The sequence below is a fragment of the Aquimarina sp. Aq107 genome, from assembly GCF_943733665.1.
Classification (GTDB): Bacteria; Bacteroidota; Bacteroidia; order Flavobacteriales; family Flavobacteriaceae; genus Aquimarina.
This window is the reverse complement of record NZ_OX030782.1, coordinates 5,089,641-5,112,773: the sequence shown is the minus strand read 5'-3', so window position 1 is coordinate 5,112,773 and position 23,133 is coordinate 5,089,641. Positions and strand designations below refer to the sequence as shown.

At 32.2% G+C, this 23,133-nt stretch carries 22 protein-coding genes; 12 read left to right on the top strand and 10 right to left on the bottom strand.

Annotated features, from left to right (window positions below; translation table 11 throughout):
• Positions 1–4: 4 nt before the first annotated feature.
• Both NMK29_RS22110 and NMK29_RS22105 read right to left on the bottom strand, forming a co-directional pair.
• On the bottom strand, positions 5–1,540 hold the full coding sequence (locus NMK29_RS22110; protein ID WP_108804793.1) for a glycine--tRNA ligase: 1,536 nt from the start codon (positions 1,538–1,540) through the stop codon (positions 5–7).
• A 142-nt stretch (positions 1,541–1,682) separates the two neighbouring features.
• The gene (locus NMK29_RS22105; RefSeq protein WP_035086134.1) at positions 1,683–2,564 is read right to left on the bottom strand and encodes a hypothetical protein; all 882 of its coding nucleotides are present in this window, start codon (positions 2,562–2,564) and stop codon (positions 1,683–1,685) included.
• A gap of 78 nt (positions 2,565–2,642) precedes the next feature.
• On the opposite strand from NMK29_RS22105, the gene NMK29_RS22100 reads away from it, so the two are divergent.
• Together NMK29_RS22100 and NMK29_RS22095 are read left to right on the top strand one after the other, a co-directional pair.
• The gene (locus NMK29_RS22100) at positions 2,643–3,323 is read left to right on the top strand and encodes a ComF family protein (RefSeq protein WP_108804792.1); all 681 of its coding nucleotides are present in this window, start codon (positions 2,643–2,645) and stop codon (positions 3,321–3,323) included.
• A 58-nt stretch (positions 3,324–3,381) separates the two neighbouring features.
• Complete coding sequence (locus NMK29_RS22095; protein WP_108804791.1) at positions 3,382–4,995, top strand: Ig-like domain-containing protein; 1,614 nt, start codon at positions 3,382–3,384, stop codon at positions 4,993–4,995.
• On the opposite strand, the gene NMK29_RS22090 is transcribed toward NMK29_RS22095, so the two are convergent.
• From NMK29_RS22090 to NMK29_RS22080, 3 genes are all read right to left on the bottom strand, one after another.
• On the bottom strand, positions 4,982–5,770 hold the full coding sequence (locus NMK29_RS22090) for an amidohydrolase (protein ID WP_108804790.1): 789 nt from the start codon (positions 5,768–5,770) through the stop codon (positions 4,982–4,984). The two genes, NMK29_RS22095 and NMK29_RS22090, sit on opposite strands and share 14 nt — an antisense overlap.
• Before the next feature lie 46 nt (positions 5,771–5,816).
• A complete protein-coding gene (locus NMK29_RS22085) occupies positions 5,817–6,281 on the bottom strand; it encodes a hypothetical protein (protein ID WP_108804789.1) in 465 nt (154 codons plus the stop codon).
• Positions 6,282–6,406: 125 nt separating this feature from the next.
• Positions 6,407–7,042 carry a MarR family winged helix-turn-helix transcriptional regulator gene (locus tag NMK29_RS22080; RefSeq protein ID WP_108804788.1) on the bottom strand — a complete coding sequence of 212 codons (636 nt, stop codon included), beginning with the start codon at positions 7,040–7,042 and terminating at the stop codon, positions 6,407–6,409.
• A 117-nt stretch (positions 7,043–7,159) separates the two neighbouring features.
• Between NMK29_RS22080 and NMK29_RS22075 the strand changes: the two genes are divergently transcribed.
• The 9 genes from NMK29_RS22075 (at position 7,160) to NMK29_RS22035 (ending at position 17,837) form a co-directional block, all read left to right on the top strand.
• Positions 7,160–9,517, top strand: coding sequence for a TonB-dependent receptor (locus NMK29_RS22075; RefSeq protein WP_108804787.1), 2,358 nt, complete (start codon positions 7,160–7,162; stop codon positions 9,515–9,517).
• Between the two features lie 164 nt (positions 9,518–9,681).
• Positions 9,682–13,086 (top strand): isoleucine--tRNA ligase, encoded by a 3,405-nt coding sequence (gene ileS / locus NMK29_RS22070; RefSeq protein WP_108804786.1) that lies wholly within the window; start codon positions 9,682–9,684, stop codon positions 13,084–13,086.
• A gap of 3 nt (positions 13,087–13,089) precedes the next feature.
• Entirely contained in the window at positions 13,090–13,473 is a 384-nt protein-coding gene (locus NMK29_RS22065; protein ID WP_091406853.1) for a TraR/DksA C4-type zinc finger protein, read from the top strand.
• A gap of 124 nt (positions 13,474–13,597) precedes the next feature.
• Positions 13,598–14,131, top strand: a complete 534-nt coding sequence (locus NMK29_RS22060; RefSeq protein ID WP_108804785.1) for an RNA polymerase sigma factor — start codon at positions 13,598–13,600, stop codon at positions 14,129–14,131.
• A gap of 4 nt (positions 14,132–14,135) precedes the next feature.
• On the top strand, positions 14,136–14,927 hold the full coding sequence (locus NMK29_RS22055) for a HEAT repeat domain-containing protein (RefSeq protein WP_108804784.1): 792 nt from the start codon (positions 14,136–14,138) through the stop codon (positions 14,925–14,927).
• 33 nt (positions 14,928–14,960) lie between these two features.
• A complete protein-coding gene (locus tag NMK29_RS22050) occupies positions 14,961–15,719 on the top strand; it encodes a DUF4097 family beta strand repeat-containing protein (protein ID WP_108804783.1) in 759 nt (252 codons plus the stop codon).
• A gap of 33 nt (positions 15,720–15,752) precedes the next feature.
• On the top strand, positions 15,753–16,466 hold the full coding sequence (locus NMK29_RS22045; RefSeq protein WP_108804782.1) for a DUF4097 family beta strand repeat-containing protein: 714 nt from the start codon (positions 15,753–15,755) through the stop codon (positions 16,464–16,466).
• 138 nt (positions 16,467–16,604) lie between these two features.
• The gene (locus tag NMK29_RS22040; protein ID WP_159092314.1) at positions 16,605–17,177 is read left to right on the top strand and encodes a hypothetical protein; all 573 of its coding nucleotides are present in this window, start codon (positions 16,605–16,607) and stop codon (positions 17,175–17,177) included.
• Positions 17,178–17,219: 42 nt separating this feature from the next.
• Positions 17,220–17,837 carry a lipoprotein signal peptidase gene (locus NMK29_RS22035; RefSeq protein ID WP_108804780.1) on the top strand — a complete coding sequence of 206 codons (618 nt, stop codon included), beginning with the start codon at positions 17,220–17,222 and terminating at the stop codon, positions 17,835–17,837.
• A 2-nt stretch (positions 17,838–17,839) separates the two neighbouring features.
• Here the strand turns inward: NMK29_RS22035 and NMK29_RS22030 are convergent, their stop codons facing one another.
• From NMK29_RS22030 to NMK29_RS22010, 5 genes are all read right to left on the bottom strand, one after another.
• The gene (locus tag NMK29_RS22030) at positions 17,840–18,241 is read right to left on the bottom strand and encodes a response regulator (protein ID WP_108804779.1); all 402 of its coding nucleotides are present in this window, start codon (positions 18,239–18,241) and stop codon (positions 17,840–17,842) included.
• 61 nt (positions 18,242–18,302) lie between these two features.
• Positions 18,303–18,872, bottom strand: a complete 570-nt coding sequence (locus tag NMK29_RS22025) for a 5-formyltetrahydrofolate cyclo-ligase (protein WP_027394726.1) — start codon at positions 18,870–18,872, stop codon at positions 18,303–18,305.
• Positions 18,873–18,875: 3 nt separating this feature from the next.
• Entirely contained in the window at positions 18,876–19,853 is a 978-nt protein-coding gene (locus tag NMK29_RS22020) for a succinylglutamate desuccinylase/aspartoacylase family protein (RefSeq protein WP_108804778.1), read from the bottom strand.
• A 6-nt stretch (positions 19,854–19,859) separates the two neighbouring features.
• Positions 19,860–20,732: a 30S ribosomal protein S6--L-glutamate ligase gene (gene rimK, locus NMK29_RS22015; RefSeq protein ID WP_108804777.1), complete on the bottom strand. Its 873-nt coding sequence runs from the start codon at positions 20,730–20,732 to the stop codon at positions 19,860–19,862.
• Entirely contained in the window at positions 20,732–21,160 is a 429-nt protein-coding gene (locus NMK29_RS22010; RefSeq protein WP_108804776.1) for a RimK/LysX family protein, read from the bottom strand. The genes rimK and NMK29_RS22010 overlap by 1 nt, the downstream gene beginning before the upstream one ends.
• 165 nt (positions 21,161–21,325) lie before the next feature.
• Here NMK29_RS22010 and uvrC point away from each other — a divergent pair, with 165 nt between their 5' ends.
• Complete coding sequence (gene uvrC, locus NMK29_RS22005) at positions 21,326–23,125, top strand: excinuclease ABC subunit UvrC (RefSeq protein ID WP_108804775.1); 1,800 nt, start codon at positions 21,326–21,328, stop codon at positions 23,123–23,125.
• Positions 23,126–23,133 lie beyond the last annotated feature (8 nt).

Here is a 23,133-nt window from a genome sequence, read left to right as displayed (position 1 = left end):
ACTCTTATTTCAACCAGTTTTCTGCATCTACTTTTTCAGAAATAATAGACTTAAGTTCTGAAATTGGAACGCGTTTCTGTTCCATAGTATCTCTATCTCTTATAGTTACTGTCTGATCATTTAAGGTATCGTGATCTATAGTAATACATATTGGAGTTCCTGCAGCATCTTGCCTTCTATAACGTCGTCCTATCGCATCTTTTTCATCGTAAGCAACATTAAATTTCCACTTAAGATCTTTTACAATTTGCTCTGCAACCTCTGGTAGACCATCTTTTTTAACTAGTGGTAAAATTGCAGCCTTTACAGGTGCAACAACAGCAGGTAATTTTAATACTACTCTACTAGATCCATCTTCTAGTTGTTCATCTTGCAAAGCGGTAGAAAACACAGCCAAGAACATTCTATCTAATCCTACAGAAGTCTCTACCACGTATGGCACATAGCTCTCTTTTAATTCAGGATCAAAAAACTGTAATTTTTTACCAGAGAATTCCTCGTGTGCTTTTAGATCAAAATCAGTTCTGGAATGAATACCTTCTAATTCTTTAAACCCAAATGGAAAATTAAATTCTATATCAGCCGCTGCATTTGCATAATGCGCTAATTTATCATGATCATGAAAACGATAATTTTCTTTTCCTAACCCTAATGATAAGTGCCAGTTTAAACGTGTTTCTTTCCAGTACTCATACCATTTCATTTCTTCTCCCGGACGCACAAAAAACTGCATTTCCATTTGTTCAAACTCACGCATTCTAAAGATAAACTGTCGTGCTACTATTTCGTTTCTAAATGCTTTACCTGTTTGTGCAATTCCAAAAGGAATCTTCATTCTACCAGTTTTCTGAACATTCAAAAAATTCACAAAAATACCTTGAGCAGTCTCAGGTCTTAAAAATAAATCCGTAGCAGATTCTGCAGATGCTCCTAGTTTTGTTCCAAACATTAAATTAAATTGTCTAACATCTGTCCAATTCTTAGATCCTGTTTCGGGATCTGCAATACCTAACTCTTCTATCAATGCTTTTACGTCAGCTAAATCTTCGCTTTCTAAAGATTTCGCCATACGTTTTAACACTCTTTGTTGTTCCGAAAGATATTTTACAACTCTTGGATTCGTTGTAACATATTGTTCTTCGTCAAAAGAGTCTCCAAATCGCTTTTTAGCTTTATTTATCTCTTTTTGAGCCTTTTGATATTGTTTTTCTGCATAATCTTCTAACAATACATCAGCTCTATATCTTTTTTTAGAATCTTTATTATCTATTAATGGATCATTGAATGCATCTACGTGTCCTGATGCTTTCCATGTTGTAGGATGCATAAATATGGCTGCATCTAAACCTACAATATTCTGGTGCATATACACCATACTTTTCCACCAATATTCTCTAATATTTTTTTTAAGTTCTGCTCCATTCTGTCCATAATCATATACCGCACTCAATCCATCATAGATCTCACTAGAACCGAAAATATACCCATACTCCTTAGCGTGGGCTATAACTTTTTTAAATTTATCTTCTTGATTTGCCATTGCGCAAAAATAACTGAATTTACAAGAATTGAAAACGAATTTATTTAATTAATGACTGTATAAAGTAATTTCTGACAAAAACATAAAAAAACCACCATATCAATAATGACATGGTGGTTCATTTTCTATATTTTAAACTATCTTATTTCAATTCAAACTGTGTATTAGAGATCATTCTAGGTCCAGAGAATAAATTTACTACATAATTACCTTTCATCAATTCACCTTCTGCAGTATCTACTAAAACACACACATCTAAGGCATCATTCTCATAAAACACCTTATTACGACCACTATATGTTAATACAGCATCGTCAAAATTTACAGAAATTTTATCTCCAATTAGGTTGTTTTCTGGGTTGATTACCTGAACGAATAATTCCTTATCTCCTTTTTCAGTTAACTTGTTCGGTGAAAGTGTAAAACAAACTCTTACCTTTTCTGCTCTACTAGATCTAGAAGTAGTCGTGATTTTTCCACTATTACGAACTCTAACTCCTTCGGCTTTAATTCCTGAAGCCTGAAGAGCAGAACCTCTTTCTACTATTTCAGCTAATTTACTATTCTGTGTTGCTAAAGAATCAGAAAAAACAATTCTTTCTGTCAATGCTGTAGAAGTACTATCTAAATCTGTAGCTAACTGCGCATTTGCAGTTGTTAAACTATCCGCTAGTTTAAATAATCTTTCACGCTCTTTTTTCAACTTACTAACTTCTCTTCTATACCTTGCGATCAAAGCTACGTTAGCATCATAGTCTTTTAAACTATCTAGCAAAACAACAACACGCTGTTTTTCTTTTAATAAATGATCATCCATTACTTCATTTAGAGCAATAGCATTATCATATTTTGTAATTAATTCCCCAAGCTCACTCTCAATTAAATCCTTTTCCTGTTGCAAAATTGCTTTTTCTCTCTTTTCTTCGTTGTAAAACTTATACGTGAAGATCCCCAGAATTAATAAAAGAGCTCCCAGAACACCGATTAGTATCTTAAGGGTCAAGTTATTGTTTTGAGTTGTCATAATAAATTTCTAATTTTTGATGGTTACGTTAAATAGTAAATTTAGTTAAATATAATAATTAATGTTAATTCACCTAATATGTTAAGCGACTTAGCTTATTTATTTTATCCTATATATTGTGCTGCCTGTGACAACCCGTTATACAAAAACGAAAGAATTTTATGTACTTCTTGTAGACATAAACTTCCTTTAGGTAATTTCCATAAGGTTAACGCTAAAAAGATCGAAAAAGTATTTTATGGGCGTGCTAAAATAGAAAATGCAACCTCTTTATTGCTCTTTGAGAAGGATAGTTTAGTACAAAATTTGATTCATAATCTTAAGTATAGAGGTAGAGAAGAAATAGGAAAAGAACTCGGTGTTTGGTTAGGTCAAGAACTAAGTCAATCTTCTGTTTATCAGAATATTGATACTGTAATACCAGTACCTCTTCACCCAAAGAGATTACGAGAAAGAGGGTTCAATCAGGTGGAAAAGTTTGGACAAGAGATTGCAGAAAAATTGAACGCAGAATACGTTGATTTTGTTTTGAAAAAAAATTCCTACAATAAAAAACAATCGAAAAATAGTCGTCTTACACGCTGGATAAACACTTCTGAAACATTTGGAATACAAAATGAGTCTTTATTGGCAAACAAACATATTTTGATTGTTGATGATATTGTAACTACAGGTGCTACTTTAGAAGCTTGCATACAAGCTCTTAAATCAATACCTGGTATTAAAATAAGCATTGCGACTATGGCTATCACTCTATAGATTTTTTGTTTGTTATAAATAGTCGTTTCTTTGTGTCTTTAAAAATTGTAACGGAGCTATGTATAAAAGATCCCACACGTTATTACTAACTGCTTTTTCTTTCTTATTGATCGTTGGTTGTGCCAAAAAGGGTACCATAACAGGTGGAGAAAAGGATGAAATCCCTCCAAAATTTGTAAAAGCCATTCCTCCAAACTACTCAACCAATTTTAATAGAAATGAAATTAGAATTTATTTTGATGAGTATGTAAAACTAAAGGACCCACAAAAACAAATCATCATATCCCCTCCTATGGATCCTAAACCGGAAATAACACCTTTAGGAGGTGCTAGTAAATACCTTAAAATTAAATTTTTAGATACTTTATTAGAAAACACAACATATAGTATCAATTTTGGTCAAAGTATCGTTGACAATAACGAGGGAAATCCTAATCCTTTTTTTAAATATGTATTCTCTACAGGAGATTCTTTAGATTCACTTAGTATAAAAGGAGTTATTGCAGATGCGTTAGAAAAAAAAGCAGACCCTTTTATTACGGTCGCCTTGTATGAAGTAAACGAACAATATTCTGATTCTTTAGTTTTTAATGAGGTTCCAAGATATATTACAAGTACTCTAGATAGCATTAATTTTGATTTAGAAAACCTAAAAGAAGGAACATATAAATTGATTGCGATTAAAGACGCGGCTACTAATTATACCTATCAACCTAAGCAAGATAAAATTGGTTTTTATGATGATGTTATTTCGCTGCCTGCAGATACAGCAAAAACCTTTAAGATAAATTTGTTCGAAGAAGTTTTGGATTTCAAAGCACTTAAACCAAAACAAGTTTCTAAAAACGCATTTATCTTTGGATATGAAGGTGAATTAGAAGACATGAAAATTAATCTAATAAGTAAGGCACCAGAAAATTTCGAAACTAGAATTTTCCCTGATAAAGTAAAGGATACAATGAACTACTGGTTTAGACCTTTTTTTCAAGCCGATTCTTTAATTTTTGAAGTGACTAATACCAGAAATTACAGAGATACCCTTGTTGCAAGATTTAAAGATCAATATAAAGATTCTATAAAGCTTAGCAGTAATGTTAAAGGAAACCTAGCTTTTAACCAAGATTTTACGCTTTATTCTAGCACACCTATAGAAACCGTTAATGAGAAATTAATTAAGTTAACCGATAAAGATACTTTAGAAGTTCCATTTTCTATGGAAGTAGATAAAATTAATAATGAGGCGAGATTTTCTTTCGAAAGAACAGAGAGCAATGCATATAATATTCAATTACTACCAGAAGCTGTTAAAGATTTTATAGGAAATGTAAACGACACTATCAGTATTAATTTCAGAACTAAAAAATTGGCAGATTATGGTACTATATTTTTTACATTAGAAAATGTAAAGGAATATCCCGTATTGATTCAGGTTACTGATGAACAAGGAAAATTTATATCTGAAAAAATAGTTGCAAAACAAGAGACTACTGTTTTTGATAACTTAGACCCTGGAAAATATAACTTACGTGTGATTTTAGATTCCAATAAAAATGGAATATGGGATACTGGTAATTTCCTTAAAGGAATCCAACCAGAAAAAGTGGTTTATTTCCCAGAAGCAATAGAAGTACGAGCTAATTGGGAGTTAAAACAAACCTTTATTTTGGAGTAATCTGAAACAAATCTGCATCCGCCAAAAACGGTAGTTTTTCGCGCACTCTTTCTATATAAGATTTATTTAAAGTTGTATATAATATAGCTTCTTTTTCAACAGGGTTTTCTTCTAAAACAGAATGTCCTAACACATCATAAACTGCAGAATGTCCATTATATTCATATCCTTTACCATCAAGACCTACCCTATTAACACCTATACAATATGACATGTTTTCGATCGCCCTAGCTTTTAATAAAGCATCCCAAGCATTTACTCGCGGTTTTGGCCAACTGGCTACATAAAGTAACACATCATATCCTGAAGTATTTCTGGCCCAAACAGGGAATCTAAGATCATAACATACTTGTGGTTTAATCTTCCAACCCTTATATGTGATAATTACCTCATCATTACCTGCTGTAAAAACTTCTTGTTCTTTAGCCAGCGTAAATAATTGATGCTTATCATATTTCTCAATAGTTCCATCAGAACTTACAAACAAAAAACGGTTAAAATAATTTTCACCATCCTTTACAATAATACTCCCTGCAATTGCACAAGTCTTTTCTTTAGCTAATCTCTGAAGCCAATTGATTGTTTCTCCTTTCATAGACTCAGCAACATCAATAACATTCATTGTGAATCCAGTAGTGAACATTTCTGGCAAAATAATTAAATCTACTTCGGTATCTATAGTATTGATTTTTTGTTCAAAAACAGCTCTATTTTGTACTGGGTTTTCCCACGCCAAATGAGATTGGATTAAAGCAACATTTAAGGTAGCATTCATAGTTTAAAAATAGTGAAATCACATTTTTCAAAAAAGATTTAACGAACTATTCTTCTTCATCGTGAATTACAATGTTTTCAAAATGAGCAGTTTTCTTTTTTGAGGTTAACGTTATTGAATTTATTTTCGATGGTTTGATTTTATCAAGATCCTGTTCTTCAATAATAAAATCTATTTGGGTAATACTTCTATTTGATACGTTTGAAAAATCGGACTCTATCTCCTGCATATCTGAAACCAAATTTAACTCAAAATCACTACCACCAATTAACAGATTAACTCCTTTCCAAGTTTTAATATGAAAACTACCTAAAACGATAGTTTTTATATAATAATAACCTGCCAACTCCACAATATCCATATAGATTTCATTTAATTGTGAGGTAGCAACCCGAGTACCTTCAACTTTAATGATTATATCCTCTGTATAAGTATCAACATGTAATTTTTCCATAGCTCTTACATTACCAAGAGCTGCTTGCACTTTTAGAATAGAGTGTTTTAAATTCATAATTAAGGTTTAGATACCAAAAATAACTTTTCATTTGGAACGATAAACATACTGATTTAGATTTTACACATTTAATTAATTAGAATATTACAACTAAGATTTTTAAAGATTAGATTTATCTTACTTTATAAAAAATACTTTTCCCTAATTATTTCTAAATCCTTTTCTTCTTCCAGATAGATAGGTAAATGAAAATCATCTAATTTTTTCAAAGTATTCAATAATGATATCTGTTCATTTTCTGTAAGACAACCACTTACTACATTTGCAGCTTTACTTGCTTCACCATATGCCATAATTACATATTCTTCTCCTTTTTTTGTAAGACGCAAAAGTTTACTTCTTTTATCATCGGGATTTGGAAATTGTTCTATGATTTCATTTTTGAGAAGTCTCTTAATTACCTCCATTCCAGAAGATTTATCATACACCATTTTTCTTATTAAATCCGTTTTTCCTATCTTTCCTGATCGATGAAGAATAGCAGTAAAAGCAAAATCCATATCAGTAGTAAATGGCAAATCAACTAATGCCGATTTAATATACGTGTTAGAATATCTACTTAATCTACCAATGTGTGCGGCTATTTCTGCTTCTCTACTATGCCCCGTAATAGTATAATTTTCCGAAGCACTAGTTTGATCCATACGCTTAGATAACCAATTCATAAAGGATTTTAGATGTATATCATTGCTTTTTCGCTCATTTACAAACTCTCCTACTAGATCTATCAACTGCTTAATTAATTCGTAAACCTTCATTAAAACTATTTTTTAACACCAAATTGTGTAAAATTATTATTATATAACACCTATTTGTTTAATATTTGCATTAAAAAATTAAACAAATGTATTTTAAAACACTTTAAACCTATTGTCATGAATATCAAAAATACTGCTTTAATACTTTCTTTACTATTTATAAATCAGATACGAGCTCAGGTATATGGAGAACTATCTGGTAATGTTGTAGATCAAACAGGTCAACCCGTTCTAGGGGCTTCTGTTCTTATTGAAGGTACTGAAAAAGGTGCACAAACAGATTTTGATGGTAATTATCGCATCGAAAACATTATTCCTGGTTCCTATAACCTAACCGTCAGTTATATTGGGTTTCAAACACAAACAAAATTTAATATCATTGTTAAATCAAAAGGAACTCCTACTTATAACTTCGTTTTAAAGGAGTCTGCAGAAGCTTTAGATGAAGTTGTAATCAGCAACATAAATAGAATTAGTAGACCAAAAGAAACACCGCTTTCCATTCAAACGCTCTCAGCAGTAGAAATCGCTACATATCCAGGAAGTAATAATGATGTTGTGCAGGTTGCTCAAACACTTCCAGGTGTTTCTCCTTCCATTGGTGGTTTTCGTAATGATTTGATAATTCGCGGTGGTGCTCCAAATGAAACTGTTTACTATCTAGACGGAATGGAAGTACCAAATATTAATCATTTTAGCACACAAGGAAGCTCTGGAGGTCCAGTGGGGCTTATTAATGTATCTTTTATAGACAATGTCACCTTATCTACTTCTGCCTTTGGCGCTCAGTATGACAACCCGCTTTCTGGCGTATTACAATTCAGTCAACGCAAAGGAAACAACAAGGATTTTAGTGGTAATTTTAGAATAAGTGCTAGTGAGGCAGCACTAACTCTAGAGGGACCTCTTTTTAAAGGAAAGAAAAATGAAGAATCAAAAACTACATTTTTAGTATCTGCAAGACGAAGTTATCTTCAATTTTTATTCGAAGTGATTGGACTTCCTTTTAGACCTAATTATTGGGATTATCAATATAAAATAAACCATAAGATTAATAAATACAATGATATCAGTCTTATCGGTTTAGGATCAATCGATGACTTCTCTGTAGAATCACCTGAAGATTTTGATGCTGAACAACAAGCTCAATTAGAACAAGCTCCATTTATTGACCAACGCACTAATGCGATTGGGTTATCCTGGAAAAATAGATTTAAAGATGGTTCTGGTTTTATGGAAACCACCCTAAGTAACAATACATTAATCAATAAGTTTACCCGATATGAAGATCCTGAAAACGAAACGGGTGTAATTTTTAGTAATAATGCTACTGAATCTGAAACAAAACTTAGATATCAATTAACGAAATTTTTTGGTGATTGGAAATTAACCACAGGATTTAACGCACAATACTCTGATTACAGTAACGAAACAATAAATCTAACAGACAATAATATTTTTAATACAGAGATTGACTTCTTTAAATATGGTCTATTTGCAAATATGACGAAATCATTTTTTAATGATAAGTTAGATCTATCGCTTGGTTTTAGAATGGATGATGATAGCTTTACGAAAGAGGATAATTTACTCTCCACATTCTCTCCCAGATTCTCTTTTTCATACCAATTTAAAGAAAACTGGAGACTAAATGGTTCTTTAGGAAGATATTATAAAATACCTCCATATACCATCTTAGGCTTTAGAAACAATGACAATACACTTATAAATCAAGATGTAGAATATACAGTAAGCGATCATTATGTTTTAGGACTTCAACACGATTTTAGTCCTTCTTCAAGCATCTCTTTAGAAGGTTTTTACAAGCGTTATGATGATTATCCAGTTTCTGTTTTAGACGGGGTGTCACTTGCTAACAAGGGAGCAGATTTTGAGATTTTAGGAAGTGAAGATGTTGCTACAGTTGGTAGAGGAAGAAGCTATGGGGCAGAACTTCAATTTCAGCAAAAGCTTTCTAACAATTTTTACGGAATTTTTGCATATACCTGGTTTCATAGCGAATTTACAGGTTTCAACCGAGATGTATATCTCCCCTCGGTATGGGACAGTCGTCATCTAGTTTCATTTACAGGAGGATATAAACTAAAACGAAATTGGGAAATAAGTGCCCGATATCGTTTTGCAGGTAAAACTCCTTTTGTGCCCACAGATCAAGATGCCACACTTGCCAATTATCCAGAAGTTATATTAGATTATGATAGGCTAGGTGAGGAAAAGTTAGATATCTTTAGTCAACTTGATTTACGAATTGATAAAAAATGGAATTTTAAAAACTTATCCCTGAATGTATTTATAGAGGCACAAAACATATTAGCCCAGCAAGCTCCACAACCCACTCAATTTGGGCTTACTCGTAATACAAATGGAACTATTGTAGAGCCCAGAAGTTTAACCGAGATAGAAACAGAAACCGGCCAAATCATACCTAGTCTTGGAATTGTTATAGATTTTTAAAAGACTAAAAAGATCATAAATACATCCTGCTTTTTTAACAAATAGTAAAGGTGGTGTTAAAAAACAATACATCGATGCGAAATAATTCATATCGATGTATTGTTTCGCTCTTCTTTTTTATAGAAAATCCTTATTTTCGCAGACTTAACAGAAAGAACGATCAAATGAGCACGAAGTTTCCTGAATATAAAGGACTTGACTTGCCAAAAGTGGCAGACGATATACTAGAATTCTGGCAGCAGAATAATATTTTCGAAAAGAGTATTTCTGAGCGAGAAGATGCAACTCCTTTTATATTTTTTGAAGGACCACCATCAGCAAATGGATTACCAGGAATTCACCACGTAATGGCTCGTGCTATTAAAGATATTTTTTGTCGTTATAAAACTCAAAAAGGATTCCAAGTAAAGCGAAAAGCTGGATGGGATACTCATGGGCTTCCTGTAGAACTAGGTGTCGAGAAAGAATTAGGTATCACTAAAGAAGATATCGGCAAGAAAATTACTGTAGAAGAATATAACGAAGCTTGTAAAAAAGCAGTAATGCGTTATACAGATATCTGGAATGACCTTACCGAAAAAATTGGCTACTGGGTAGATATGGAAGATCCGTATATCACCTATAAGCCCAAGTATATGGAAACGGTATGGTGGTTACTTGCTGAAATCTATAAGAAAGGATTATTATACAAAGGATATACGATACAACCCTATTCTCCTAAAGCGGGAACTGGATTAAGTTCACACGAACTTAATCAACCAGGAACGTATCAAGATGTTACAGACACTACAGTTGTTGCTCAATTTAAAGCTAAAAAAGAAACACTGCCTTCTTTCTTAACAGATGTGGTTGGTGATATTTATTTCTTAGCTTGGACAACTACTCCATGGACATTACCATCGAATACTGCATTAACCGTTGGGCCCAAGATTGATTATGTAGTTGTAAAAACTTTCAATCAGTATACATTCGAACCGATTAATGTGATTCTGGCTAAAAATCTAGTTGGAAAACAGTTTGGCGGAAAATTTATCTTAGCAGAAAGCGAAGAAGATTTAAATGCTTTTAAAGAAGGAGATAAAAAAATCCCTTATTTCTTATTAAAAGAGTTTAAAGGAGCAGATCTTGTAGAGATCCGATATGAGCAATTATTGAATTATGCTACACCTTACAACAATCCAGAAAATGCGTTTAGAGTAATTTCTGGTGATTTTGTAACTACAGAGGATGGTACAGGTATCGTTCATACCGCTCCGACATTTGGTGCAGATGATGCTCTGGTTGCTAAACAAGCAACTCCTGAAGTTCCGCCACTACTTGTAAAAGACGATAATGATAACCTTGTTCCGTTGGTTGATCTACAAGGTAAATTCACAAAACATGTGGGTGAATTTGGTGGGAAATATGTAAAAAATGAATATTACAATGATGGCGAAGCTCCAGAGAAATCTATAGATGTAGAAATTGCTATCAAGTTAAAAATAGAGAACAAAGCCTTTAAGGTTGAGAAATATGTACACAGTTACCCTAACTGCTGGCGTACAGATAAACCTATTTTATATTACCCATTAGATTCCTGGTTTATAAAAGTGACCGATTTTAAGGATCGCATGCATGAATTGAATCTAGGTATCAACTGGAAACCAAAAGCAACTGGAGAAGGTCGTTTCGGAAATTGGTTAGCAAATGCTAATGACTGGAATTTATCTCGATCTCGTTTCTGGGGAATCCCCTTACCTATCTGGAGAACGGAAGATAGCAAAGAAGAAATAATGATCGGTTCTGTAGAAGAATTAAAAGCTGAAATGCAAAAAGCAGTTAATGCTGGAGTTCTGGAAGCCGATATTTTCGCAGATTTTATCGTTGGAGATATGAGTGAAGAGAACTATGACAAAATAGATCTTCATAAAAACGTAGTAGATAAAATCACCTTGGTTTCTCCATCAGGAAAACCAATGAAACGTGAAAGTGATTTGATCGATGTATGGTTTGATTCAGGTTCTATGCCTTATGCACAATGGCATTATCCTTTTGAAAATAAAGAAAAAGTAGAATCTGGAGAAAGAAAAGCAGATTTCATTGCAGAAGGAGTAGATCAGACACGTGGGTGGTTCTATACTTTACACGCCATCGGAACAATGATTTTTGATGATGTTGCATATAAAAATGTGGTATCTAATGGTTTGGTATTAGACAAGAATGGTCAGAAAATGTCTAAACGATTAGGTAATGCTGCAGATCCTTTTGACACACTAAAAACATATGGACCAGATGCCACAAGATGGTATATGATAAGTAATGCTAATCCATGGGACAACTTAAAATTTGACACGGAAGGAATCGGTGAAGTTCGTCGTAAGTTCTTTGGAACTTTATACAACACTTATTCTTTTTTCACATTATATGCCAATATCGATAATTTCTCATATGCCGAAGCTGATATTCCATTAGCGGAACGTCCAGAGATTGATCGCTGGATTCTAAGTGAACTGCACACACTGATCAAAAGTGTAGATCAATATTATAATGAATACGAACCTACGAAGGCTTCTAGAGCTATATCCGATTTTGTTCAAGAAAATTTAAGTAATTGGTTTGTTCGTTTGAGCAGAAGAAGATATTGGAAAGGTGATTACCAGAAAGACAAAATATCAGCGTACCAAACGCTATATACTTGTATGGTAACAGTAGCCAAATTAGGAGCTCCGGTTGCACCATTTTTTATGGATCGATTATATAAAGATCTTGTTTCTAATTCTAATCAAGAATCTTTTGAAAGTGTTCACCTTTCGCATTTCCCGAAATATGATAGTTCATACGTAGATAAAGCGCTAGAACACAAAATGCAAAAAGCTCAATCTGTATGTTCTTTAGTACTTTCTTTACGCCAAAAAGAAAAAATAAAGGTACGTCAACCATTACAGAGAATTATGATTCCTGTATTAAACGATGCAGACAAAGCTGAGATAAATGACATCGCAGACTTGATTAAAAGTGAAGTTAATGTTAAGGAAATTGAGCTCCTAGATGATGCTTCTGGTATATTAGTAAAACAAATTAAGCCAAATTTTAAAAATTTAGGTCCTCGTTTCGGAAAAGACATGAAACTGATAGCCAATAAGATACAATCTTTTGATCAAGAAACAATTAAAATTCTTGAACAAACTGGCAATTTTGACATAGAAATTAATGATAAAATTATTACATTAGGTACCGATGATGTGGAAATCAGTTCTCAAGATATAGAGGGTTGGTTAGTTGCGAATTCTGGATCACTTACTGTAGCTTTGGACATAACCATAACCCCAGAGCTCAAAAAAGAAGGTATCGCAAGAGAACTTGTAAATAGAATCCAAAATATTCGTAAGGATAGTGGATTAGAAGTGACTGATCGTATAGAAGTTGTAATAAAGGAAAACAAATCTATACAAGAAGCTGTTGCAACTAATGAAACATACATCAAGAATGAAACCTTAACCGATACAATTGAATTTGCAACAGATGTAATAAATGGTACAGAAATTGCGTTTGACGACATTGCAACACAATTGGTAATAAAAAAACAATAAAGTATGGCAGAAGATGTAAAAGTAAGGTATAGCGACGCCGATTTAGCGATGTTTAAGGAAATCATCGTTGAAAAAATGGAAAAAGCTCAGAAGGATTTAGAGTTACTTCAGAGTGCTTACAAAAACGACGGTAACAATGGTACAGATGATACTTCACCAACATTCAAAGCTTTTGAAGAGGGAAGTGAAACCATGTCCAAAGAAGCAAACACTCAATTAGCTATTAGACAGGAAAAGTTTGTACGTGATTTGAAAAATGCGATTTTACGCATCGAAAATAAAACATATGGTATCTGCCGTGTAACTGGAAAACTTATTAATCCTGAAAGATTGAAATTAGTTCCGCACGCCACACTTAGTATTGAAGCTAAGAATATGCAGAAATAAATACCAAAAATATTGTAAATTTAAAGTGCTTTCCAGATCGGAAAGCACTTTTTTTATATCCCAATGTAACCTTTTTAAAAAATTCTGGTATTACTTATAGAGACTAACCAAAAAGAGTGAAATCTTGAAAAATCTAACTGACGAAGAATTAATGATTCTGGTATCTAATGACAATTTAGATATGATGAGTATCCTGTTTGATCGATACCATATAAGAATTTTCAATTTTTTATTGAAGATGACTAGAGATCGAAACATCAGTCAAGATATTACTCAAGAGGTTTTTTACAAAGCGATAAAATATAGAAAATCGTATAAAAAAGGTAAGTTTTCCTCTTGGATATATACAATTGCTAGAAACATCTTTTCTGATCATTATCAAAGTCAAAAAAATAAAGATCAACGACTAGATGAAATTGAATATAAAGTAGAAAGACAAGAAACGAACCATCTAGAAAAAGAAGAGATTAAAGAACAACTTGATAACGCATTAAAAGAACTAAATCAAAATGATCGAGAATTAGTAATAATGAGTAGATATCAAGGAATTAAATATCAAGAAATTGCTGAAATTACTGGTTCAACTGCAGGAGCAGTAAAAACCAAAGTACATCGAGCAATTCATAAATTAAAAGATCATTACCTACAAAACATATAGTATTATGAACTGTAAACAAATAGAGGAAAAACTCATCGATTATCTTGATGACAACTTAGATCGACAAGAACATGAAACTATTACAGTTCACTTATCAAACTGCAGTAGTTGTAAAGAATCAATAAATGAATTACGTATCATTCTTGATGGAATAGGCAATACTGACCAAGAATTACCAAATATAACCCTTAAAAAAGGTTTTGAAGAAATGCTTGAGCAAGAAAAAAGATTGTTATCAGAACCTAAAGTAGTATCACTTCATAATTCTTCAAAAAAATATTGGAGAATCGCATTACAGATAGCAGCAACAATTGCATTAATTATTTCTTCTTATTTCTATGGAAAACAACAAAACAATGCATCTTTTTCTAAAGAAATGGCCGTATTAGAGAAAGAAAAAATACAATTAAAACAAGAGGTTACGATTTCATTAATAGAAAATGAATCGGCAAGTAAACGTTTACAAGCTGTAAACTATGCTGAAGAATTTGATAAACCAGGTAATGAGATACTAAAAGCTCTTATTAATAAAATGTTTTACGATGACCACATCAACGTGCGACTAGCTGCAGCAGAAGCACTTGCTAAATTTTCGGATTTAGAAATAGTACGTAAATCATTTATAAATGCACTGGAAATAGAAAAAGATCCAGGCATGCAAATTGAATTAATTCAAATATTAGTTTCTATACAGGAAAAACGCGCAGTTCCTTCTATGGAAAAGTTACTTCGGAATGAAGAAACACCAAATTACGTAAAAGACCAAGTAACAATTGGACTACCTAATTTAATTTAAAAATTTCAATCAAAAAACCTTAAAAAAGAACAGATGAAAAATATAACAATCGCCATAGTACTTTTTATTACTATCGGACATCTAAAAGCCCAAGAAAATTATACGCAATCATTACAAGGGGTTAAAAAAGTAAAAATTAGCTCAGAATCAAGCGTATGGATTAAAGCACATAATAAAAATGAAATATCTATTGTGGGAGAAGGTCGCCAACTCCCAGAAAAAGCAAAAGGTTTAAAAGCAGTATACGCTGGAGGCTCTGATAATACAGGTATCGGTGTTTTTATAAAAAGAGAAGGAGAAACACTGATTGTAAAGAACCTAAAAAACATGCATAGTAACACCTTAGAATTAAACCTCCCAAAAGATGTAAATATCTCAATAGACAGAACTAATCTAGGAGACATAAAAGTTAAAGGGTTTTCTTCAGAAATTGAAGCTTCTACAAATATAGGAGCTATAACATTAAAGGATGTTACTGGTCCAGTAGTTGCCAGAACGGCAACCGGTGAAATCAATGTTATTTTTGAAAAAGTAAGTCAAAAATCTCCAATTTCTTTAATGTCGGCAGCGGGGTCAATAGACGTTAGTCTTCCTTCTAACACTCCTACAAACCTAGAGTTAAAAACAACAATGGGAGAAATTTTTACAGACTTTGAACTTAAGTTTCCTGAAGAAAAAAAGGATATGAAGATAGTAGGTGCACGTAGAACAATTGAAACGAAACTTAACAATGGTGGAGTAGAAATTAGCTTAAGATCAGCCACCGGTAATATATATCTAAGAAAACAATAAAGAGGTCAATCATCAATCAAAAACAAGAAAATCATGAAAATTTTAGTAAACCTAATCGCAGTATGCTTCACTTTATCTCAAGTAAGTGCACAAAAAGTAATAGAAAAAGAAATCACTCCATCTTCCAATGATGTTCGAGTAGAGTTTAAATTTGCCGAAGATATCGTTATCAAAACTTGGGATAAAAGCACCGTCTACCTTAAAGCCGAAGTAAGTATTAATGATGGAGAATTTGACAACTATTTTAATCTAAAAATAAACAACTCTTCATCTGTTCTGGATATCGAATCGAGTTATGGTGATTTATTCAAAAAATGGAATAAAAAGGAAGGATCAAACAAAAACAATAACTGGGGACCATGTAATAATTTAGATATGGATGCCAACTACACATTATACTTGCCAAAAGACATGAGTCTAAGAGTTAAAAGCATATCAGGAAGTGTCGCATCAGAGAATTATCAAGGAGAACTGGAAATTGATATCATAAGCGGTAATATTGATATTAAAAAGTATCAAGGAGATTTAAGTCTTAAAACAATAAGTGGGACTATCGATATCCATATCGCTAAATCTAAACTAAAAGCAGAAACTGTTACAGGAATGATCTATTCTGACAAAGAACTAGAGTTTGATCAAGGAAAAAACAGAATAGTAGGAAGTAAGGTAACTGGTACTTTTGGAGATACTAAAAGTCAATTAGCACTCCAAACAGTAAGTGGTGACATTTTTATAAGAAAACAATAATGAAACACTCTTTATAAATTTAACCTTCTATTCTAAAAAATCAAGTTTAAAATATAAATTAAAATCAGGAAAAAGGCTACCTTAGAAAATATGAGGGAGTCTTTTTTCTTTTTAATTTTTTTGTTTGTATTTAAATGGGTGCAATCACAATCAAGTTTTAACAAAAGTATTGATGCTACGGATCTAACCGAAATTTTCATAACTCTAGATAACACATTTCAAATAGAAGTTACAAATACTTCAGAAAACAAAATCATAGTAACTGCCGTTTCTGAGGGAGAATATCAAAATAAGGTGTTTATCAACACAAAAAGAGAGGAAAATTCACTTTCTATAATTGATGATATCCAACCATTTTCGGAAAATCACAATGATAAATTAAGTGCTCATAAACTTATTGTATTAAAGGTAAAAATACAATTACCTAAACATCTAAATGTTATTATCACTTCTAGATTGGCATCATTAAATTTAAACGCTAAAACTAAATCTTTGCTTGTAGAACTTAATTCTGGGGATTGTTTCTTAAACAATTTTATAGGCAATGCTGTGATCAATACTTTAGACGGATCTATTACCATATACACAAAAAATGCTACAATAAAAGCATCAACAAAAAAGGGGATTCTTTTCGCCGAAAAAATTTTTGGAGAACATCTCGTTGAGTTAAAATCTATAAGTGGAGATATAAGTGTCTACAAAACAAAATAAAACACTATTTTTGTCCGTCACTGTATGAAATAAGAGAAATTTATGTCCCTCAAGAAGTCTATTTTAGTTATAATCGTAGTTCTGCTAATTGATCAGATTTCCAAAATATATATCAAAACTAGTTTTTCATTACATGAAGAAGTGCCTGTATTTAGCTGGTTTCGAATTGTATTTGTAGAAAATAAAGGAATGGCTTGGGGTTTTGAACTCCCAGGAAATTATGGCAAACTCATACTTACATTATTTAGGCTGGTAGCGATTACCGGTATTGGATATTGGTTGTATGATTCTGTTCGCAAAAATAGTTCTAGAATCCTTACATTTTGTATAGCTTTAATATTTGCAGGAGCTTTCGGAAATATTATTGACTCTATTCTATACGGAGTAATTTTTAACGAAAGTACATCTACACAGATAGCTCAGTTTCTTCCAGAAGGTGGTGGATATGAAAGTGTATTCTACGGAAAAGTAGTAGATATGATTCAGTTTACGTTTTATGATGACATCTTACCAGATTGGATACCTTTTTGGGGAGGAGAACATTTCTCATTCTTTGATCCTGTATTCAACATTGCTGATTCTGCAATTAGTATTGGTGTTTTCTTATTACTTGTTTTTAATAAAAGAGCTTTCCCTAAGAAAGAAGAAGAAGTATCGTAGTTTTAAACTAAGATCTTTTCGAAATCACCTAACTTAATAGGTTTGGTTAAATAATCTGATACTAAATCAATTGATTTAGCCTTATTAATATCCCTACTATCAATAGACGAACTTACCACATATAAATCTATTGATTCCTCTATTTTATCTTTGATTTTATCAAACTCTTGAAGAAACTCCCAACCGTCCATAATAGGCATATTAAGATCAAGGAATATGACCTGAGGGATCCTATTATTGATATCATCATTAATAGATGTTATAAAAAAATCTAAAGCCTCCTTACCATTTTTAAATACTATAACATTCTCTGATAATTTTTTTAACTCGATAATTTTACTCACTAAATTAATGTACATATTGTCATCATCTATGATGCAAACACTCTTAGTATTCTGGGGCATGCTGGGGTAATATTTAAAATCTTAATGCAATATAACTACTCTTCCAATTAATAAGGGTTCATCAATCGTTAAAACTGTAAATTTTAACTGGAGTCACACAATAGTCTAGCTTAATATCAGTCTGTGAAATTTCCCCTATTTCTTCTTCTACCGAAAAAAAAGAAAGACCAATCTTTATCGTTTCCGGATTACAATTAGACAAAAACTTATCGTAAAAACCTTTTCCGTACCCGACGCGATTTCCTTTTTTATCAAAAGCTAATAGGGGAACAAAAACGACATCAATTTTAGACTCAGGAATAGGAATTCCATCCGTGGGTTCTGGAATTCCATAGCGATTTGTTTTAAGAATAGTGCCATCAGTAAGCAATATATGTTCTAAAGTATTTTCTTCGAAATCACTTTTCGACACCACAATATTTTTATCTTTTCCTTGAAGAATATGAAGTATAAACTCTGTATTTATTTCCCTTTGCTTCTTAATAGATAAGAAAATATGATAGAAAGATTGCTCCCAAATTGGCAAACTCAGTAGATTATTAGCGATATCCATGCTCAGATCATCAATCTCTTCTTCATTAAGATGTGATCTCACGTTTTTATACTTAATCCTCAACTCTTTTTTATTCATTTTCTACGAAACTAATTGTGTAGTAATTCTAAAAATAGCATCACCTTTATATACTATTGGAGCCTCATTTACATTAATTATGTATCCCGGATTGGTTGCCTTTACCTCATGTCTCATTTTACCATAAGGGTCTGTTATAGTTGCAAGAATTTCTCCTTTTTCCACAAGTTTTCCATAAGGAATTTTAATATGAAGTAACCCACTATATTTAGCCCTAATCCAGAAACTCTTTTCTACAACAATAGTGTCTTGTTCTGGTTCAGGTATTGAAAAAGAAGCTCCTAACATTTCTAAATATCTAAGTATTCGCATCACCCCTAGAACACCTTCTTTTGCAATATCTCTATTACTATTCTGAGATTTTCCGCCTTCGAACAATAAAATATCTACTCCCTTTTTAGTACAAGTAGCACGATATGATCCATCCAAATTTTTTGATAACAGCGTAAAAGGAGCATTAAAAACTTTAGCTAATGTTACTAACCTTTCGTTTTTACCATCTACTCTTATATGTGGAGCATTAAATCTACTTGCTCCTCCTGTATGAAAATCTAAACAAAAATCCGCAACTGGTAAAATTTCATTTACAAATTGATATGCAAATCGGCTTGCTAATGACCCACTTTTTGTTCCTGGAAACACTCTATTTAAATCTCTACCATCCGGAAAAAAACGATTCATACTAAGAAAACCAAATACATTAAGAACAGGAATACAAATAATCGTTCCTTTTGCAGGTTTATTAATTTTTTTTGCAATAATCTGGCGTACAACTTCTACTCCGTTAATCTCATCTCCATGAATCCCTGCTGTTATTAATACCGTTGGCCCAATCTTCTTTGATCGTTCAATAATAATAGGGATTTCTACTTTAGTTGAAGTATATAAATTAGCAATATTGAAATTAATTATTTTGCTTGCACCTAATGGGATATCCTCTCCTAAAATATTTAGAATATCATTTTCTCCTGTTTTCGTCATATTGTTTTATACACTTCTTTCTATAAAGCGAATAATTGATTTGGCAATATCTTTACCTGTAGCAGTTTGTATACCTTCAAGTCCTGGTGAAGAATTAACCTCTAAAATTAAAGGACCTCTTTCACTCTGTAGCATATCTACTCCTGCAACCCCTAGTTTTATGGCTTTCGCAGCTTTTATTGCAGCATTCTCTTCTTCATCTGATAATTCGATAATCTTAGCACTCCCGCCCCTATGCAAATTCGATCGAAACTCTCCTTCTTTTCCTTGTCTTTTCATCGCTCCAACCACCTGACCATCTACTACTAACACTCTAATATCAGCACCTTTGGCTTCTTTAATATATTCCTGAACAATAACTCTAGCCTGTAATCCATTAAAAGCTTCTAATACAGATTCTGCTGCCGTTTTAGTCTCTGCTAAAACTACACCTAATCCTTGAGTTCCCTCCAATAATTTTATAATAAGCGGAGCGCCACCTACATGTGAAATCACCTCAGAAACGTCTTTGGAGTAATTCGTAAACACTGTTTTTGGTAATCCTAATCCTGCTTTTGATAAAATCTGAAGACTTCTTAGTTTATCTCTAGAATTTACCAATGCTTGGGATTGAACCGTAGTAAAAACATTCATCATTTCGAACTGTCTTACCACAGCCGTACCATAAAAAGTAATAGAAGAGCCTATCCTAGGAATTACAGCATCCACATGATCTAGCTTTTTCCCCTTATAATAGATCTCCGGTTTTTTTTTCTCTATAACAATATCACAGTTTAGTGGATCTATAACTTGTACATTATGTTTACGTTTTACCGCAGCTTGAACCAAAGCATCAGTAGAAAACAAACTCGCACTGCGAGATAGAATTTTTATATTCATTAGGATTTTAAATTATAAGACTGATCTTCTAACTGTGGATCTACCAAAAATTTTCCGCTAAGAAATTTACGTCCAATTAATAAAGGGAAACGCATATCATCACGAGAAGACAATGTAAGTGTTATAGAATTAGTTTTATTAAATAATGTGATTTTAGTTCTAATAGCATACCTAACTTCTACCTTTCCATTACTACTCTTAACTGCTGTTATATCATAGTTCTTGAAAGTAAATTTTTTGCCATTATATTCGGGATGAGTAGGGTCCAAAAAACGACATTCCAGAATCTGACCAACTTCCTTAATTTCCTTACAATGTATAGAGGAAGTATATGCTCCTGTATCGATTTTCGCATCAATATCTTGTAAATCCAAAAGAGGAAAATCCACCTTATCTGTCCTACCAATTATTTTTTTATGATTTTCCAAAAAAATGTCTTTGAAATAATATAATTACTAAAGTAATAAAAAACCGGATGCATTTTATACTATAACACCTTTTAATAGTTAAATTCATTTTTTTTGTTTTTAACATAATATTCCCTTTAACTATATTTAATAATTCAGGTAAAGCACTAAATTTACATTTAGAATATGCAGAAACCTTCTTTAGATATACAAGTTAAAACGTTGCCAACTGACCCTGGTGTTTATCAATATTATGACAAAGATGATAAATTACTATACGTAGGCAAAGCCAAAAACCTTAAGAAAAGAGTTACCTCCTACTTTACCAAGAGTCATGACAATTACAAGACCAAAGTACTTGTTAAAAAAATCAATACAATAAAACATATTGTTGTAGAGACAGAAACAGATGCTTTACTATTAGAAAACAACTTAATTAAAAAGCATCAGCCGCGATTTAATGTAATGCTTAAAGATGATAAAACCTATCCTTGGATTTGCATTAAAAAAGAACGTTTTCCAAGAGTTTTTCCTACTCGTAATCTTATTAAAGATGGTTCTGAATATTTTGGTCCTTACACTAATTTTAAAACAGTAAATACATTATTAGATCTTATTAAAGGATTATACCAATTAAGGACCTGTAATTACGACTTGTCGCAACATAAAATTGATAGTGGAAAATATAAAGTATGTCTTGAGTATCATTTAGGAAATTGCAAAGGTGGATGTGAAGGATTACAGGACGAAAAGGAATACCATCAAAACATAGAAGCAATTAGAGAAATCGTTAAAGGAAACTTTAAAGATTCACTTAATAGATTTCGGAAACAAATGGTCATGCATGCCGAAAAAATGGAATTTGAAGATGCGCAACGAATAAAAGAAAAAATTGAAGTTTTAGAGAAATATCAAGCAAAATCTACAGTAGTTAATCCTAAAATCAGCAATGTAGATGTATTTTCTATAATCTCAGATGAATCCTATGGGTACATAAATTTTCTTCAGCTTTCTTATGGTGCGATTATAAGATCCCATACCACAGAAATCAAAAAGAAATTAGAAGAAACAGATAAAGAATTATTAGAATTAGCAATCATTGAATTAAGACAACGATTTGGTTCTAGATCTAAAGAAATATTTGTTCCCATAAAAGTTGATGTTGGAGAGGATTTGAAAATTACGATTCCTCAATTGGGAGACAAAAAGAAAATTGTAAACTTATCGCTAAGAAATGCCAAATACTATCGCCAAGAGCGGTTTAAACAGATTAAGATTATTGATCCAGATCGACATGTAAAACGATTAATGGCTCAGATGAAAAAAGATCTTAGATTACCAGAAGAACCAAGGCATATAGAATGTTTTGACAATTCTAATATACAAGGAACAAATCCAGTAGCAGCTTGTGTAGTATTTAAAAATGGAAAACCCAGTAAGAAAGAATATCGAAAATTTAACATCAAAACAGTAGAAGGTCCGAATGATTTTGCCTCTATGGAAGAAGTTGTTTATCGAAGATATAAACGCCTTTTAGAAGAAGAGCAACCATTACCACAACTAATTATTGTAGATGGTGGTAAGGGGCAACTATCTTCTGGATTAAAAGCTCTAGACGACCTTAATTTAAGAGGAAAAATTACTATCATAGGAATAGCTAAAAGACTAGAAGAAATCTATTACCCAGGAGATTCTATACCATTATATCTAGATAAAAAATCAGAATCTTTAAAAATTATACAGCATCTTAGAAATGAAGCACACCGTTTTGGTATAACTTTTCATAGACAAAAAAGAAGTAAAGCTGCCTTAGATACAGAACTCGATTCTATACCTGGAATTGGGGAAAAAACCGTTGTAGAATTACTAAAACATTTTAGGTCTGTGAAAAGAATTAGTGAAGCATCAAAAAAAGAACTAGAAGAAGTCGTTGGAAATTCACGCGCAACCAAAGTGTATAATTACTATCTTTCTAAAAAAGAATAAGCCAATTA